General features: G+C 51.8%; 12 protein-coding genes. 4 read left to right on the top strand and 8 right to left on the bottom strand.

Going from position 1 to position 17,426, the window contains the following annotated elements; translation table 11 throughout:
- Positions 1–87 precede the first annotated feature (87 nt).
- From M2277_RS25315 to uvrB, 3 genes are all read right to left on the bottom strand, one after another.
- Positions 88–1,683, bottom strand: a complete 1,596-nt coding sequence (locus M2277_RS25315; RefSeq protein WP_280755903.1) for an S-layer homology domain-containing protein — start codon at positions 1,681–1,683, stop codon at positions 88–90.
- A gap of 261 nt (positions 1,684–1,944) precedes the next feature.
- Complete coding sequence (gene uvrA, locus M2277_RS25310; RefSeq protein WP_006213011.1) at positions 1,945–4,815, bottom strand: excinuclease ABC subunit UvrA; 2,871 nt, start codon at positions 4,813–4,815, stop codon at positions 1,945–1,947.
- Between the two features lie 116 nt (positions 4,816–4,931).
- Complete coding sequence (uvrB, locus tag M2277_RS25305) at positions 4,932–6,923, bottom strand: excinuclease ABC subunit UvrB (RefSeq protein WP_006213012.1); 1,992 nt, start codon at positions 6,921–6,923, stop codon at positions 4,932–4,934.
- 308 nt (positions 6,924–7,231) lie between these two features.
- Here uvrB and M2277_RS25300 point away from each other — a divergent pair, with 308 nt between their 5' ends.
- On the top strand, positions 7,232–8,026 hold the full coding sequence (locus tag M2277_RS25300) for a flagellar motor protein (RefSeq protein ID WP_006213013.1): 795 nt from the start codon (positions 7,232–7,234) through the stop codon (positions 8,024–8,026).
- A complete protein-coding gene (locus tag M2277_RS25295) occupies positions 8,010–8,822 on the top strand; it encodes a flagellar motor protein MotB (RefSeq protein ID WP_280755902.1) in 813 nt (270 codons plus the stop codon). Before M2277_RS25300 ends, M2277_RS25295 begins: the two co-directional genes overlap by 17 nt.
- Before the next feature lie 257 nt (positions 8,823–9,079).
- On the opposite strand, the gene M2277_RS25290 is transcribed toward M2277_RS25295, so the two are convergent.
- Genes M2277_RS25290 through M2277_RS25280 form a run of 3 tightly spaced genes read right to left on the bottom strand, consistent with a single transcriptional unit; the run spans position 9,080 to position 12,400 of the window.
- Positions 9,080–10,243 carry an ABC transporter permease gene (locus tag M2277_RS25290; protein WP_063477969.1) on the bottom strand — a complete coding sequence of 388 codons (1,164 nt, stop codon included), beginning with the start codon at positions 10,241–10,243 and terminating at the stop codon, positions 9,080–9,082.
- On the bottom strand, positions 10,236–11,417 hold the full coding sequence (locus tag M2277_RS25285) for an ABC transporter permease (RefSeq protein ID WP_063477970.1): 1,182 nt from the start codon (positions 11,415–11,417) through the stop codon (positions 10,236–10,238). The genes M2277_RS25290 and M2277_RS25285 overlap by 8 nt, the downstream gene beginning before the upstream one ends.
- Before the next feature lie 44 nt (positions 11,418–11,461).
- A complete protein-coding gene (locus tag M2277_RS25280; protein WP_280755932.1) occupies positions 11,462–12,400 on the bottom strand; it encodes an ABC transporter ATP-binding protein in 939 nt (312 codons plus the stop codon).
- Positions 12,401–12,594: 194 nt separating this feature from the next.
- Here M2277_RS25280 and M2277_RS25275 point away from each other — a divergent pair, with 194 nt between their 5' ends.
- Both M2277_RS25275 and M2277_RS25270 read left to right on the top strand, forming a co-directional pair.
- Positions 12,595–13,758: a sensor histidine kinase gene (locus M2277_RS25275; protein ID WP_280755901.1), complete on the top strand. Its 1,164-nt coding sequence runs from the start codon at positions 12,595–12,597 to the stop codon at positions 13,756–13,758.
- Between the two features lie 37 nt (positions 13,759–13,795).
- Complete coding sequence (locus M2277_RS25270) at positions 13,796–14,446, top strand: response regulator (RefSeq protein ID WP_036639885.1); 651 nt, start codon at positions 13,796–13,798, stop codon at positions 14,444–14,446.
- Positions 14,447–14,528: 82 nt separating this feature from the next.
- Here M2277_RS25270 and M2277_RS25265 read toward each other — a convergent pair whose 3' ends face one another.
- Both M2277_RS25265 and M2277_RS25260 read right to left on the bottom strand, forming a co-directional pair.
- Entirely contained in the window at positions 14,529–15,848 is a 1,320-nt protein-coding gene (locus tag M2277_RS25265; RefSeq protein WP_280755900.1) for a PDZ domain-containing protein, read from the bottom strand.
- Positions 15,849–15,954: 106 nt separating this feature from the next.
- Positions 15,955–17,424, bottom strand: a complete 1,470-nt coding sequence (locus M2277_RS25260; RefSeq protein ID WP_006213021.1) for a S41 family peptidase — start codon at positions 17,422–17,424, stop codon at positions 15,955–15,957.
- Positions 17,425–17,426: the final 2 nt, after the last annotated feature.

The following is a 17,426-nucleotide window of genomic DNA, read 5'->3' as shown; positions in this document are numbered from 1 at the left end:
AAATAAAAAAAAGTCATAAAATTTTCTCATTTTTAACCAAATTGTCAGACTTCAGCATGACTTTCATCATGGCTGTGGCCCGTTATTTTAGGGAATGTAATCGGGTTGGGGCTGCTTGGAGCTCTCAAGCGGCACATCTGCAGGATCAAGATGATGTCCTCCATCGTCCTCCGTGACCGACTCCGGTTCGGCTGTCGTTTCCTCTTCCAAGTCATCATTAGGCAAGGCTACGGACGGGTCCGTGATCGTGATCCGATCCTCCGGATCCTTTTTGACATCGAGGGCAACCTCATTGGAAGGTTCACTGCTTACGTTCAGTCCGTTAACAGCGACCACATAAAGGGTATACCTGCCAGACGGGCCAGCTAACATATTGAGATTTGAGATGAGATACGCACGGTTATCTAACAGATCATCATTTAAGCGTGATCTCGATCCGTCGGGTCCTATGTAGTAAACATTATATTTAACGCCTTCCTGTGCATCTGACCAGGTTAGACTAATGGATTCCTCTTCCTCATTTAGAATAGCCTGAAGACCCGATACTTTATTCGGCCGGCTCGAAACTTCGCTGGAATAACCGCTCTTGCCGATCCTATTGACAGCTTCAATGACATAGAAGGTCGGCTCCTGATGAGTTGCGTTCAATATCACATAAGAACCCGCCTCCACACTCGCTCCGTCTGCCAATAACGTATAGCCTGCCCCCGGCTGTGCACTGGAATAGACGTTGTAGGTCTCGCCCTGTCGCTGAGTCCAGGTCAATTGAACCTGACCATTCACATCATGAAATTTCACATCATTAGGAGCTGAAGGTGGTGTTGTCGGCAGCTGTGATTGTAACGGCCCCTGCGATTCCGTTCCCGATTGCGGTGAATGTGGCTGCGCACCTCCTGAAGGTACTTCTGCTGCTTCTCGGGAAGGCGTCGCAACTCCATAGATGATCGGTAGCGTATCCTCTGATTGAGTCTCCTGCTCTTTCTCTGGCTGAGAATCCAGCTCTTCCTCGGGAGTATCCAACTCGCTCTCGGGGGCATCCAGCTTGATCTGCTCTGCCGCTTGCAGCCATTTGAAGGTTGCCGCGGCGGCGGCTTCCCTTGTAACTGTCCCCTTGGGGCTAAAACCATTTGCGGTTTCCGGGAAGAGACCTAGTTCCAGCGCAAGTGCTGTAGCATCCTTTGCATATTCGCTAATCGAAGGATCATTAGACTTCTCCTGCAAGGTTCCCTCATGCAAAATTTCCTTGCCGGTAATCTCTTGCAGGGCTCTCTGGCATAACACGGCCATATCCTGCTGTGTCAGCGGTTGTCCCAGTCCAAACCTTCCGTTTCCGACTCCCATGACGAGTCCCTTATTCACCGCAGCTTCTATAGCGGAGAAGGCATAATGATCGTTAGACACATCCTTAAATGTAGCCCTCTCGGGAGGATTGCCTGTACTCAGATTTAACGCATTTACGATCATGATAACAAAATCCTGCCGGCTCACGCTTTCTTTCGGATTGAACTCCTCGTACCCGTCACCTTGGAGCAGCCCGCTGTCTGCTAACCGGAGAATGGCATCCTTTGCATAGGATGGATCGATATCTGAAAAAATAACGCCTGCTTGAGCACTAGTGGATGAGTTTATGTATAAAGCACTTGCTGCCAGAGCAATCAGCATGGAATAGGTGTACCTCTTCATACAATCCCCCCATTAATCAAAATCACCAAGATCATACCATATCCTGGAACGGGATGGTATTGGAGGAATATATGAAAATACACAGTATATTCCTTCACCGACTACTCCATTCTCTAAGCTGCTCTTGGATAAGAAAAAAAGAGCCCCCGATTATTCCATCGGGTGCTCTTTTCTCAGACAACCTCTTGTTCATTGGCTGAAGTTATTTGTTGATTACAATGCCAGCGCAATCCCCTTCAGCATGGGAAGAAAGCCGAACTACTATGAACGCGCAGCCTCAACCTTGTTCAGTTCCTTGGTTCGCTTCGTATCACGTTCCAAGACCGGCTTCAGGTACTTGCCTGTATAAGACTCCGGCACCTTCACCAATTCCTCAGGCGTACCTGTGGCAATGATCGTACCGCCACCGCTGCCGCCCTCTGGACCAAGATCGATCAGATAATCCGCCGTCTTAATGACATCCAGATTGTGCTCGATGACCAGGACGGACTCGCCGGATTCTACCAGGCGGTGGAGCACAACTAACAGACGGTCGATATCGTCCACATGCAGGCCGGTTGTCGGTTCATCCAGGATATACATCGTTTTCCCTGTGCTGCGGCGGTACAGCTCAGATGCCAGCTTCACGCGCTGGGCTTCACCGCCGGACAGCGTTGTGGCAGGCTGGCCCAGCGTAATGTAGCCCAAGCCAACATCCATCAAGGTTTGCATTTTGCGGTGAATCTTCGGAATGTTCTGGAAGAAATCCGTTGCATTCTCAACCGTCATCTCCAGCACTTCGGAGATGTTCTTGCCTTTATATTTGACTTCCAGCGTTTCACGGTTATAGCGCTTGCCCTTACATACTTCGCAAGGAACGTAAATATCCGGCAGGAAGTGCATTTCAATCTTGATGATTCCGTCCCCGCGGCAGGCCTCGCAGCGTCCGCCCTTCACGTTGAAGCTGAAGCGGCCTTTCTTGTATCCGCGAATCTTCGCTTCATTCGTCTGGGAGAAGATGTCCCTGATATCGTCGAAGACGCCTGTATAGGTAGCAGGGTTCGAGCGAGGCGTACGGCCGATCGGAGACTGGTCAATGTCAATGACCTTCTCGATATGCTCGAGACCTTTCATTTCACGGTATTTCCCTGGACGCACCTTCGCCTTGTTCAAATCGCGGGCCAGCGTTTTATACAGAATCTCATTCACCAGCGTTGATTTACCGGATCCGGACACGCCGGTTACCGCAGTAAACACGCCAATCGGAATTTTCACGTTGATATTCTTGAGATTGTTTTCTTTCGCGCCCTTGATCTCAAGCCAGCGTCCATCAGTCTTGCGCCGCTCGCTGTTAACCGGAATGAATTTGCGGCCGCTCAGATATTGCCCCGTCAGAGAATTAGGGTCCTTCATAATCTCCTTCGGTGTTCCCTCCGCAATAACCTGGCCGCCATGGATGCCAGCGCCTGGACCGATATCGATGATATAGTCCGCAGCCATCATCGTATCTTCGTCGTGCTCTACCACAATCAGCGTATTGCCCAAATTCCGCATATGCTCAAGGGTGGAGATCAGTCGGTCGTTATCCCGCTGGTGAAGTCCAATACTAGGCTCGTCCAAAATGTACAACACGCCCATCAGGCTCGATCCGATCTGCGTGGCTAGCCGGATTCGTTGTGCTTCCCCGCCAGACAGCGTTCCCGCTGAACGGCTGAGGGTGAGGTAATCCAATCCCACATTGACCAGGAATCCCAGCCGGCTGTGAATCTCTTTCAGGATGAGGTTGGCAATCTGGGTTTCTTTCTCGCTGAGTTCCAGATGATCGAAGAATTTCAGGGAATCCCCGATCGACAGACTGGAAACGTAGGCCATATTGCGCTCATTGATCGTAACGGCCAGGCTCTCCTTCCGAAGACGATGCCCTTTACATACGTCGCATGGCTTGCTGCTCATGTAGCCTTCGATGTACTCGCGAATACCTTCGGAATTCGTATCCCGGTAGCGGCGTTCCAGATTCGGAATAATTCCCTCAAAGGTCACGTGCGCTTCCTTGCGCTGACCGAAATCATTCTCATAACGGAAATGAACCTTCTCTTTGCCCGTGCCATATAACAGCTTATTCATCTGTTCCTGGGTCAGGGTGCTGACCGGCTTGTCCTGCGGAATGCCGAAATGCACGCAGACCGATTTCAGAAATTGCGGATAATAGGTGGAGGTGCCTCCACTCCATGCGGCAAAGGCGCCTTCTTCTATACTTTTGCTCATATCCGGCACCAGCAGCTCCGAATCCACAATCATCTCCACACCCAAGCCGTCGCATTCCGGACAAGCTCCGAACGGGGTGTTAAAAGAGAACATCCTCGGCGTCAGCTCTTCCATGCTGAAACCGCAGATCGGGCAAGCGAAGTTGGAGCTGAAGCGCAGCTCCTCTTGTCCCATAATATCAACCAGAAGCTGGCCGCCCGACAGATTCAATGCCGTCTCGATCGAATCGGCAAGACGTGCCTCAATATCTTCCTTGACCACGATCCGGTCAACCACAACCTCGATCGTATGCTTCTTATTCTTCTCAAGCTCGATGCTGTCCGACAGATCACGCAGCTCCCCGTTGACACGAACCCGGACAAAGCCCTGCTTCGCAATATCGGCAAACAGATTCTTATGCTCGCCTTTGCGTCCAGAAATGACCGGTGCCAGAATCTGCAGTCTCGTCTTCTCCGGATACTGCATGATACGGTCTACCATCTGTTCGACCGTCTGGGAAGTGATCTCCACGCCATGCTCCGGGCAATGAGGATGTCCAATGCGAGCGAACAGGAGTCGCAGATAATCGTAGATTTCCGTTACGGTACCCACCGTGGAACGCGGGTTGCGGCTCGTCGTTTTCTGGTCAATCGATATCGCAGGCGATAAGCCGTCGATGGAATCGACATCCGGTTTTTCCATTTGTCCGAGGAACTGGCGGGCATAAGCGGACAAGGATTCCACGTAACGACGCTGACCCTCGGCATAAATGGTATCAAATGCGAGCGAGGATTTGCCCGAGCCGCTAAGACCTGTAAGAACAACGAACTTGTCACGAGGTATCGTGACGTCGATATTTTTCAGATTGTGTGCGCGGGCGCCTTTGATCACAATATTTTCACTTGCCAAACGATATCATCTCCTACTCCATATGGCATGCATGTATAGCTGTATTTATTTCACAAAGAGAACGACCGCTTGGCCGTCCCCCTTGACATTCTTCAACCCATATTCTTCAACCCATATTATTCAGCCTGCAGCTCCAGAAGGGCATCACGAAGCTCTGCCGCACGCTCGAATTGCAAATTCTTTGCGGCTTCCTTCATCTCGGACTGCAGACGCTGAATCAGATTCTGACGTTCTTTCTTCGACATCTTCTGTCCTTCGCCCACCAGATAATCGGTCTTGCCCTCTGCAACCTTCGTTGCTTCGATGACATCGCGGATCTTCTTGCGGATCGTCTGCGGCGTAATGCCGTGCTCCTCATTATAAGCGACCTGAATGCTGCGGCGACGTTCGGTTTCCTTGATCGCCCGATCCATGGAATCGGTGATCTTGTTGCCGTACATGATAACTTTACCTTCCGAGTTCCGCGCAGCCCGGCCAATCGTCTGGATAAGGGAACGGTCAGAACGGAGGAAGCCTTCCTTGTCCGCATCCAGAATCGCAACCAGGGAAACCTCTGGCAGGTCAAGACCTTCCCGTAGGAGGTTAATACCCACCAGCACGTGGAATGTACCAAGCCGCAGATCGCGAAGGATCTGCATCCGTTCCAGCGTTTTGATGTCGGAGTGCATATAACGAACCTTGATCCCGATCTCCTTCAAATAATCGGTCAGATCCTCCGACATTTTCTTCGTCAGGGTGGTCACGAGCACACGCTCATCGCGCTCCACCCGGTCATGGATCTCGCTGATCAGGTCATCGATCTGGCCTTCTGTAGGACGCACATCGATGATCGGATCAAGCAGTCCTGTCGGACGGATGATCTGCTCAACCATCGTCTCGCAGTGCTCCATCTCATACGGACCCGGCGTAGCCGATACGTAGATGATCTGGTTCACCTTCTCCTCGAATTCCTCGAACTTCAGCGGACGGTTATCCAGCGCGGACGGCAATCGGAAACCATGGTCGACCAGCACGGTTTTGCGCGCACGGTCACCGTTGTACATCGCGCGGATCTGCGGCAGAGTCACATGCGATTCATCAATGACAAACAGCATATCGTCCGGGAAGTAATCCAGGAGTGTATAGGGGGTTGCCCCCGCCTCTCTGAAGGTCAGCGGACCGGAATAGTTCTCGATGCCGGAGCAGAAGCCGACTTCCTTCATCATCTCAATATCATAACGGGTGCGCTGCTCCAGTCGCTGCGCTTCCAGCAGCTTGCCTTCCGAACGAAGAAGTTCGAGACGCTCTTCCAGCTCCCGTTCGATATTGACAAGCGCTACCCGCATCGTTTCTTCACGGGTAACGAAGTGAGATGCCGGGAATATGGCGACATGGTCGCGTTCTCCAACCAGCTCGCCCGTCAACACGTCAATCTCTGTGATCCGTTCAATCTCGTCGCCGAACAACTCAACGCGAACGGCATGCTCCCCCTTCGAAGCAGGGAAAATCTCGATGACGTCCCCCCGAACGCGGAATGTGCCGCGAACGAAGTTGATATCGTTCCGCTGATATTGGATGTCAACAAGTCGGGACAAAATCTGATTGCGAGGTTTCTCCATACCCACCCGCAGCGAAAGCAGCAGTTCACCGTACTCATGCGGCGAACCCAAACCGTATATGCAAGATACACTCGCCACAATGATGACATCGCGTCGTTCGAACAGCGAGCTTGTTGCAGAGTGGCGTAGCTTATCAATCTCTTCATTAATACTGGAGTCCTTCTCGATATACGTATCAGAGGAAGGGATATAGGCTTCCGGCTGATAGTAATCGTAATAACTCACGAAATAATCCACCGAGTTGTTCGGGAAGAATTCCTTGAACTCACTGGCCAGTTGAGCAGCCAGCGTCTTGTTATGTGCAATGACGAGTGTCGGACGGTTTACCTTGGCGATTGTTTGCGCGATCGTAAACGTCTTACCCGTTCCTGTTGCACCCAGCAGTGTCTGATGCTTCTTCCCTTGGTGCAATCCTTCGACCAACGCATCAATAGCCGTGGGCTGGTCGCCCTGCGGCTGGAATTCAGACTCGATCTCAAAGGATTTGGTACTGACAACTAAATCGCTCATTGCCCTTCATCACCCTCATACTCTAAAATTAAATTCATGCTAAAAGATATGTCGAAACTTCCCGATGATATATTATGGGAAATTAGTGGTGTCTACTTAGGGAATAAGAATATTTGTTCCCGTCTCATTATACCCCTTCCCTTTTTTTGATGCAAACAGTTTAATGAAAATTTCAATAAGTTCCAGTTCCCGTTGTCGGGATTTCAACTTATAGAGTCTGGCAGACCTCATGACCCGCATTGAACAAGCTTTATATCAAACTTATGACTTCATGAATTTAACTTCCTTAAAGGAGATGGTACAGCGTTATGGATATTACGATTATTTTTGGCATTCTCGCCGGTCTCGCCGCGTTGATCGGGGGATTCTTATGGGAAGGCGGTCATCTGAGCGGTCTGCTGCAAGGTGCGGCAGCCCTTATCGTATTCGGCGGCACCATAGCCGCCGTCATCGTCAGTTTCCCTGCCACCCGGCTCCGCACCATCCCTGCTGCGCTCAAACTGGCCTTCGGCCGCAGCGAGCGTTCGTCAGAGAAGCTGATTGACGACATCGTCGATATGTCGGTAACGGCCAGAAGAGACGGCGTGCTGGCGCTGGAGCGCATCTCGGCCGACCACGAGGATCCGTTCCTTCGGGAAGGCATGCAGATGGTTGTGGACGGCAACGACCCTGAAATGGTGCGGCAAATCCTGGAGCTCGATATCAATGCCGCCGAGCAGAAGCATGAAGGCTATGCCAAAATTTTCGAATCCGCCGGGGGATATGCCCCTACCATGGGCATCATCGGTACCGTCATGGGATTGATCCATGTATTGGGCAGTCTGCAAGACCCAACCAATCTCGGTCCTTCCATCGCTGTTGCATTCACCGCAACTTTATACGGTGTTGCGAGTGCCAATATTATCTTTTTGCCCATTGCATCGAAGATTAAAGCACGCTCCGAAGAAGAAATTGCAAACATGGAGCTGCTGCTCGAAGGAATTATGGCTGTTCAGAACGGCGAGCACCCGCTGTTGGTCCGCAAAAAGCTAGCCTCCTTCGCTTCCGCTGGCACCACGGATACTCCGTCCTCAAGGGGGATCGCGCATGAGACAGCCGAATAGACGGCGGCGCAACCGTAAGCAGGATGGAAGCGATCAGCGCGACCGCTGGATGATCACCTATGCGGATCTGATTACGCTGCTCCTGATCTTTTTTGTTGTAATGTATGCCATGAGTCGGCTGGATACGGAAAAATACAAACTGGTCACCCAGTCCCTGCAGGCCACCTTCCAGAGCGGTGACAGCATCCTGGAGATGGGTTCGGGCATTACGGGCACAGCCGATACGCAGAACCATAAGAATTCGCCGCCACAAACAGCCGTCACTGAGGATAAGGAGGAAGATAACGGGGAAGCACCTTTAACCGAGCGTGAGCTGGCCTTCCGAGCCCAGGAAGAGGAACTTGCGAACTTTATGGGACTCATTCAGCAGTACGTGAAAGACAACCAGCTGGAGGAGGACATCTTCATTTCGGACGAGCCCCAGGGGATTGCCATTACGTTAAGCGACCGCTTTCTGTTCGATGTCGGGAAGGCCGAGCTTAAATCCGGGGCTGCCCCGGTGCTCGGCAAGCTGGCAAGCCTGTTCGGCGATTTGAATACAACGGTAAGCATCGAAGGGCATACGGACAACGTGCCGATTGGTCGCCACTCCAGCTACAAGGATAACTGGGAGCTATCCGGCGCCCGTGCCATGTCGGTGCTGAGATTCTTCCTGGAGGACAGCAAGCTGGACCCGGCAGGATTCCAGTACGCTGGTTATGCCGATACCCGTCCGGCAGCGGACAACGCCACACCCGAAGGCAAACAGAAAAACCGCCGGGTTGAAATCACGGTGTTGAGACAGCTGAAGCAGTAGTCTCGTTCTACATAGTGAAGGGTGGATTCAGCTGATTCTTCACATATTCAAACAGGTCCAACACACTCAAGATGACTTGGGTACCGTGTTGTCCGCAGCACACTTTATATTCCATGTAACAAGCGCCCGGCAGACTGAATCCATGTACATTCAGATCTGGCCAGGCGCTCTTTTTTATATGATTTGATCACGAAACCCAATAATTATGCCGGCAACGACGATATCTCTGCAGTTAACAAGGATTTAAAGCCTTGCGCCTAGGCGCCATGCCCTGCCCCGCTCTCGCTTGGCCGCAAGACAACAGACCCTACAGCCAGCAGAATGACAGCCATCAGCCCAAGAACCGCAAGCGGCAAACCGATATCAGACAGCGTCCCCCCCGTAGCTGCCGTCTCCACCGCCTCGATCGCCCATTTTTGAGGAATGAAATTGGCGATTTTCTGCATGAAGTCCGGCATGATGGCAAGCGGCCAGAAGCATCCGCCCAGCATACAGGTCGGTGTGACGATCATGGAATTGATCATCGCCGCATTTTGCCCGTTCCGGATTAACCCGGCTACCGTGCTGGCAACCCCTAATGAGACCAGCATGAAAGCCATCAGAATGAGGAAGTGCAGCAATAACGGGATACCGTAATCATAACGGAGTACATACCGGCTGAGAACAAGCACAATCACCACCTGCAGCGAGCCGACTACCAAGCTGCCCAGGAAATTGCCCAGAGCAATTTGATAAGCTCGCACAGGTGCCGTATACATGCGCGATAATGTTCTCTGCCTGCGGTCATCCATAATCATGGATACCACGCTGGAGATCAGAGTCATCATAAACATCAGGGTAAATCCCGTAACGTTGGAGAGCCCCGGTCTGGCATATAAATTTAAATCGGTAACCTGCGTATCCACCCGGTTCTGTGCAGACTGCCCGATCACCTCTTCCAATGCCATCATGGGATTCACACTTGGACCTGAGGTCTCCCGGATCAAGGCCGCAGTGCCGCTCAGGCGCGTTGCCGCTGAATCCGCCGTCATTCGAATCATAACCGAAGCTTCCGAGGTTGATATTTCGTACACCTTCACCGTTGACCATTGTCCTTCCAACAATGCATCGCTGAAGCCCTCCGGTATATAAACACCTACCGTGCTTTTATTCTCTATCAGCTCTTCCTTGAGCGTACTTTCGGTCACAGATTGCTTCAGTACATATTGTCCACTACGCTCCAGTTCGCTTATCAGGTATTGACCCGCGGGCCCCTCGTCCTCATTCACGTAGGAGACCAGAATGCTTGCGGCTGTCGTCTGCCCCATGAGAAACACCGTCAAAGTAACGACCACGCAAGGGACCAGCAGATAAACGATCCAGCCCCTTTTTCGCCCAAGCGTCCGCCTTACCATATGCCAGGCAATGGTCAAGCTATGCATGGTATCCCACCTTCCTATACATAAACATGGCTGCAGCGGACAAAGCTGCGGTAATAGCCGCCAGCATGCCGACACAGGTAATAATCAAATGCACTTCGCTATCCAGCATCATCCGGAGCATGCTCTGCATAGCCCAATGATTAACGGTGAAGGCTCCGATCTTCTGGAAGAACTCCATGGGCAGCGGCATGAAGCCTCCACTGACAAACGTCATGGCGATAATGATAGCCTGCATCAACCCTCTGGCCCCTGCAGCTGTCGAAGAAATTAGCGTTATGAACGTGGCAATGGTCATGGACGATAATGCAATTAATACACAGACCATCGTGAGCAGAAAGGGGTGAGGGCCCCATTTCACGCCATACAGCCACATGGACCCTAGCACGATGGCCGCTGCCTGTGCAAGTGTAATCAAAGTGCAGCCGATAATTTTCCCTGCAAATATGGTTCCGGGGGTCACCGGTGCGCTTTGCAGACGATAAAGGGTCTTGCTTTCCCGCTCTCCCAGCAGACTGCTGCTTGCCATCAGGCCCGAATATAGCAGAAACATAATCAGCATGGCAGCTGCGTAGTATTGCGCCGCCGAATACGTGGATTCTTTCTCACTCAGCTGCCCGATCGTAATGTTCGGTCCGGGTGTGGCCTCAACAGGCGCTGCGGCTTGTGCCGCAAGAACCTTATCTCGGCCCAGAACAACGGCCTCCGCCTGTTTGTGATTGGCATCTGCAATAAAGGTTTTAAAGATGGTGTCAGCCACCAGATTGAGATTACGGTCCCTTCCCGGCAGCAATTCAAGTTTTACTTCGTCTCCCTGGCCCATTCGTTCATCAAAAGAAGCTGGGGTCACTACCGCATAATCCACCTCGCCCCTGCGCAGCTTTCCTTCCGCCTCTTCACGGCTCGCAACGATCTCTTGTACCAGAATGTCTTGTAGTGCCGGTGTATTCATCAGAGCCTGAATGCTTTTTGGCAGTTGGCCCCCATCCGTAGGACTCAAGACAACTCCTACCCTGACCGGTTGTTGTTTAAATTCCTGATCATTACCGAACCAGCCCGAAAGTGCGTTGCCTAATATAAAAATAAGGATCAGCGGCAGCAAAAATTGGTTAATTAGCACCGAGCGGCTGGTAACCATCCGCCTCAGCTCAAACCAGGCGATAATCATCATATTCATCTCCGGTATTCCTCCTTCATAGATTCCCAGACGTGCGCATGTGATTAATCCCGGAGCGTCCGCCCGGTCAAACTGAGAAACAACGTTTCGAGGTCCGGCTCCTCACACTGCAAGGTTCGGAGAATGGTATCATGTTTACTGCAGATGAACAGGATATCCTGCAGCTCATTCTGGGCCGAAGGCACATAGACCTGAATCTCGCTGTCATTCTGCGTAACGCGCCTTACACGCGGATGAATCGTCAGTTGCTCGATCAAGTCCTGCGTTATCCCGTCTGCGGTAAGGATGATTTTCTCCTCATGGGCGACACGCGCCCGAAGCTCCTGCTGCGTTCCGCAAGCGATGACATGACCTTGATCCATAATCGCCACCCGGTCACTGATCGCGGCAACTTCCTCCATGTAATGACTTGTATAGATAACGGTAGAGCCCATACGGTTCAGTGTCTTCACTGATTCCAAGATATGATTGCGCGACTGCGGATCAATTCCCACCGTTGGCTCATCCATGATAATAAGTTTCGGACGGTGCGTGATCGAGCAGGCAATGTTCAGTCTTCTCTTCATCCCGCCGGAGAAGGTTGACGGCCGTTCTTTAGCCTGGTCCTGCAGCCCGACAAACTCCAGTGCCTCCTCCACCCGTTCCTTCAGCAGATTGCCGCGCAGTCCATACAATTTCGCAAAAAAAGTGACATTGTCCCAAGCGGACATCTCTTCATATAGGGCCAGATCCTGCGGCACCAATCCGATTCTCCGCTTCACTTCCAGCGGCTGCTCTTCAATCGAGATACCGTCAACTTTAATGCTGCCCTGGTCCTTCGTGAGAAGCCCGCAGATCATGTTGATGGATGTGCTCTTGCCGGCCCCGTTCGGTCCGAGAAGCCCGAAGATCTCGCCTTCATTCACTTCCAGGTTCATATGGTCCACCGACAGCTTGCTACCGTATCGTTTCACGACATCTTTCATCTGCAGAAAGACCGCCATCATCACCAACTCCATTTCTTTCGTATCTATCCGTTAAGTTCATTTTATCTAAGACCCTCAGCTCTTGAAGGTAGAGGAAGTCACCTTGTACGGGTGACGAAAGTCATCTCCTTATGTAAAACATCCTTGTGATATAATGAAGCCAATCGTGTGTACGGTTTGATTTTATTATGGAAAAGGGTGCTGATCGCATTGTGACCTCCCCACTCACCTATCTGCGCTACGGCCTGATTCTCCTTCCCGCTGCGGCTGATATCTTTCTGCAGCAGCTCGACTATTATGGAGAATACATGGTGTACTTTCTGCTCTTTCTGGCCCTTACAGTGTTAAGCCGCTTTGTACGATCCCCAGCCTATCTAAGAGCAGCGGTGCTGCTGGAGATGGCGCTGTCCCTGTGGTTATGCCATCAATACGGCTTCATGATGGTCTTCCTGTCCGTGTCTGCATTATGTGTCTATCTGCCCTTGTTTCAGGAGCGGTCAAGCAAATTCTGGATGGCAACCGCCCATCTCGTGCTGCTGAACATCGCCATTACCGATTATGATCCACTGCTGATTACAACGGCCAATCTCCTCTTTCTGTTTCTGGCCGTAACGTTCAGTCATATCCATCGGATGAATCAGAAACAAGTTGACCATATTCAGTTATACGACGAGCTCAAGAGACTTCATTTCCAGCAGGATGAGGCAGGTAGACAATTGCTGCAATTCGCGCATCAGGTAGAGAACGCGGCACAGGTGGAGGAACGCCACCGCATCTCGCGCCAGCTCCATGACGACATCGGCCACCGGCTGATTCGCGTCAAAATGATGATGGAAGCCGCCCTCCAAGTCGTACCTCATGATCCGGCCCGAGGTATGGATATGCTGCATCAGATCCGTGACCAGTTAGGACAGAGCATGGAGCAAATGCGCACGGCTGTAAAACAAATGAGCCCCGGCAGACGTATTGCTGACGATTATTCCTTGAGTCGGCTGCTTGAGGAAACGGGGAGGGAGACCGGAATCGAAACCGAACTTATCCTGCACGGCATGCCCTATCCGCTCTATCCTAGTCAGCAGGTGGTTCTGTATAAAAATGCCCGAGAAGCCATAACCAACGCCATCCGCCATGGCGAAGCCGGACGGGTTGAAATCTTGCTTCACTACGGGGAACAGGAAATTCGAATGGAGGTTTCCAATAACGGGGAGGTCAAAGAGACGGTCGCCCATGCGGCTGTCCCTGAACGTCAAGGCATCGGTCTAAGCGGCATGCTTGAACGAACTCAAGTTGTTGGTGGGACGTTAGAGATACGGCGAATGGCACCTTTTACCGTCATCACCCGGCTACCTGTCTATCGAAAGAGTGAGATTGTGTAATTCGATATCTATATTTTAGTAAAGGTCGTGGACATCCATGATATCAGTTCTGATTGTAGATGATGACCCGTTTATTCGAGAAAGTCTGAAGTTGCTGGTAGGGATGGACCCGGATATTGAAATCTCCGGTGTCGCGGCACACGGCGAAGAAGCTCTGGCTTTATTGGAGGGTGGACTTACGGCAGACGTGATCCTCATGGACATCCGCATGCCGGTATGCGACGGCGTTGAAGGCACGCGGCGAATTCGCCAACAACACCCGGGCACTCGGGTACTCGTGCTGACGACATTCGATGATGATGATTACATTGTGGAAGCGCTGCGGAACGGGGCCAGCGGATATCTGCTCAAAAACATTCCGCCGGACCGGATCATCCAGGGTATCAAAACGGTATACGACGGTAACATGCTGATCCATCCGGATATTGCCCGCAAGCTGACCGGCATGCTCCGTCCTGCACCCCAATCGGTCTCCCAGTCTGATGTTCTTGGATCATTAGGTCTTACCCCGGCCGAGAAGAATATTGTCGGCCTTATTGCAGAAGGCCTGTCCAACAAGGAAATTGCCGGCCAGCTCTACTTAAGCGAAGGTACCATCAAGAACTACGTAACCGAAATATTAGGCAAGCTGAATCTTCGGGACCGGACGCAAATCGCTATTTTTTATCTAAAAAAAGTGCAGGCTTAGACCATTTCGCATTCTGCGTTAGCTTATAAAGTCAAATAAAACAGGCCCTTGTCCATAGGACAAGGGCCTGTTAATTGTTCATTCACGAATGGAATCCTGCATCTTCGGAGCCACCGGGCGTCTTGCCCTCAGATGATCCTCGCTTGCTGCGAAGATGAAGTTTATTCGCTAGCAGGGTCAGCAAGCTTACCGGCTTCAAACCTACCGCTATGCCATCCCTCGGATCCGGAGCAACGATGGCTCCCAACTGATGATGATCGCCCGCGTAAATCGCACGCTGCAGGAACTTGCTCTCGCCTTGATGGTTCTGAACCTCCAGCTTACAGAAGGCCGAATTCTGCCGCAGCGCTCCATGCAGCTGCTCCTTGCTGTGAATCAGTTTGCCATTCACCTTCAGAATCGTCTCTCCCGCAAGAATGCCAAGCTCGCTTGCCGGGCTATCCGGAAGGACTGCGAGTACTCGCAGTCCACGAATCGGATGCACAAAGATCGGGCTTCGCTGCTGCTCTTCATAACGGCTGTACCACACCAAACCTTCATGGAGCAGCAGCGCTGATAATGCAGCCACGATCATAAGCGGCGTCCACCACTCGGCCAGCAGGCTCAATGCCAGCACGGTCGCCGCATAGAATACAAGCCGTTTCGCCGTAATTCCCGCCTTCTCCTGCGGCAGCATGCTCTGCGTCATTTCCCCGAAGCCAATCACGACCGGGAGCGCCATCATCGTAAAGCCGCCGCTCCAGGCATCGCCCCCGAAGAATGGGGTCCACGGCAGCACACTGCCTCCGCCAACCGCGGGGACAAGCAAGAACAGGGGCAGCGGCCAGAAGCTCTGCATATGATAGCCGCCCACAAGTCTGCCGCGCTTTCCTTCCAGAAACAGAGGGGTTGCAAAGCCCGTGCCTTGGAGCCTGACCAGCATGGCTTCTGCAAAGTGCAATACGGCGGATAAAGCCAGCAATGCCGGGATATCCAGACTAAGGATTGTCGTCGTTACATGGCTGATCCAGCCGTCTGGCTGCCAGTTCGGAAACCAGCCTAGGACGAACTGGAGGATGCCAAGCAGCCCGATGGAATAAGCAAAGCATAAATACCGAATATGAAACAGCATCAGAATCAGCGAAGTCACCCAAATGCATAGGATGGCTTCCAAACTTAACGATATACCCAGGAAGGCCACAACGATGGAAACGGCGATGCCTGCCAGCACCCCACCGAGAAACGTCCGCCAGGTCTGAATTCCCCAAGAATGCAGCTTCACATGGAACAGCTTACGCTCCACCAGCACCTGCCTTCGGTAAAACAGCATCACAAACAAAATCGAAATATAATAAAAGGGCTGCGTCAGCAGTTGTATGCCTGCCTCTATCCCATACATAAGCAGTTGTTTCAATGTCTCCAACAGCTTGCCACGCTCCTTTCAGCTCTAAAACGTAGTTCAAAATTCAAGAAACACTTCAACTGAACATGCACCTTAAAAGAAAAAAGAAGGCTAAAATTCAGCCTTCTTACTTGTTCGACGCCTTTGTGGCGATTTCCTTCCGAACCTCGGCAATTCCGCGATTCATTTGATTATCCTCTTTCGGATCCTGAATCTTCTCGATCAATGCGGCCTCCAATGCCTCGGCTGTCGCGGTATTAATAATACCATCCGCTTTCAGCTTATTCTTGCTCTGGAAGCTCTTGACCGCCTTCTCCGTATTCCGATCGAAGTAACCATCCGAACGCCCTGTCTTATAACCAACCGCTTCCAGCATGATCTGTGCGTTCTTGACATCGGTGCTGTTTGCATCGTACGCATAGGTTTTCTTCTTATCGATTGGTGCAACCGTGAAGTACTCCGGCTGCGACACCTTAATATCCGGTTCAATCCCCTTCTCATGGATCCAGGTTCCGTTAGGCGTCAACCACTTGGCAATTGTCACTTTCAGTAAACTTCCATCGCCAAGCTGCTTGTCAAAGCTGGTTTGAACGGTCCCTTTACCGAAGGAATGCTCGCCCATCAGGGTAGCTCCTGCAGATTGCTGCAGCGCGCCTGCCAGGATTTCGGACGCGCTCGCGCTTCCCTTGTTCATCAGCACCGTGATCGGATAGGATTTGGCTTCACCGTTCGAAGGATGCTTCTCCCGCTTCTTATCCTTATCCTCTACCTGAACAATCAGTTCGCCTTTAGGCACGAACTGCTCTGCAATATCGATCACCACGGACAATACGCCGCCCGGATTGTTCCGAACATCAATCAGCAGTCCCTTCATGCCCTGACCTTCCAGCTTCTTGAGTTCTTCTTCAAAGCGTTTGCCTGTATTCAGAGAGAATTGGGAAATCTCAATGACGCCGATACCGCCCTTCTCCATCCGGGCAGATACGGTTTCCAGATCGACATCATCGCGAACGATCACATACTCGATCGGCTGTTCGGATCCTGCACGCTTAATCTGAAGAACGGCCTTGGAGCCCTTAGGTCCGCGAATCTTGTTTACGGCCGCATTCAGCTCAAGCCCCTGCAAGGACTCGCCATTAACGGAAAGAATGGCATCTTTCGCCCGAATCCCTGCTTTATCGGCAGGAGATCCCTTGATCGGTGATACGACGATCACATTGCCGTCTACAGAGGAGACCTCGGCACCGATTCCCGTGAAGGAGCCTTCAATGCTCTCTTCAAACTGGGCTGCCGTCTCTTTTCCCATATAGTTGGAATACGGATCCTCCAGGGCCTCCATCATACCGTTGATGGCGCCGTCAATCAGCTTCGACCGGTCGATATCCTTGTAATAATTGCTTTCGATGAGGTCAATCGCTGTCCCCAATTTCTTCGCTTCAGACTGCTCCAGTCCATTCTTGTTCGCTATACTGGCCAGCAACCCCTCGCCGTCTCCGGTCTGACTGGGAGCAGGTAGCTGAGTCAAAGCCATCGTTAACAGTCCGCCGCACAACAGGGCAGCTATGACCAGAAAGACAGCCGTTCGTTTTTTCAGCAAGT

It is taken from the genome of Paenibacillus sp. LBL (assembly GCF_029893715.1).
In the GTDB taxonomy this organism is placed as follows: Bacteria; Bacillota; Bacilli; order Paenibacillales; family Paenibacillaceae; genus Paenibacillus_AQ; species Paenibacillus_AQ glucanolyticus.
This window is presented reverse-complemented; position numbering and strand designations above follow the sequence as displayed.

What these genes read in the sequence shown, in the direction of transcription:
- M2277_RS25315 (WP_280755903.1), bottom strand. Translation starts at nt 1,683, where the DNA reads ATGAAGAGGTACACCTATTCCATGCTGATTGCTCTGGCAGCAAGTGCT.
- M2277_RS25290 (WP_063477969.1), bottom strand. Translation starts at nt 10,243, where the DNA reads ATGCATAGCTTGACCATTGCCTGGCATATGGTAAGGCGGACGCTTGGG.
- M2277_RS25300 (WP_006213013.1), top strand. Translation starts at nt 7,232, where the DNA reads ATGGATATTACGATTATTTTTGGCATTCTCGCCGGTCTCGCCGCGTTG.
- M2277_RS25280 (WP_280755932.1), bottom strand. Translation starts at nt 12,400, where the DNA reads ATGGCGGTCTTTCTGCAGATGAAAGATGTCGTGAAACGATACGGTAGC.
- M2277_RS25295 (WP_280755902.1), top strand. Translation starts at nt 8,010, where the DNA reads ATGAGACAGCCGAATAGACGGCGGCGCAACCGTAAGCAGGATGGAAGC.
- M2277_RS25285 (WP_063477970.1), bottom strand. Translation starts at nt 11,417, where the DNA reads ATGAATATGATGATTATCGCCTGGTTTGAGCTGAGGCGGATGGTTACC.
- uvrB (WP_006213012.1), bottom strand. Translation starts at nt 6,923, where the DNA reads ATGAGCGATTTAGTTGTCAGTACCAAATCCTTTGAGATCGAGTCTGAA.
- M2277_RS25270 (WP_036639885.1), top strand. Translation starts at nt 13,796, where the DNA reads ATGATATCAGTTCTGATTGTAGATGATGACCCGTTTATTCGAGAAAGT.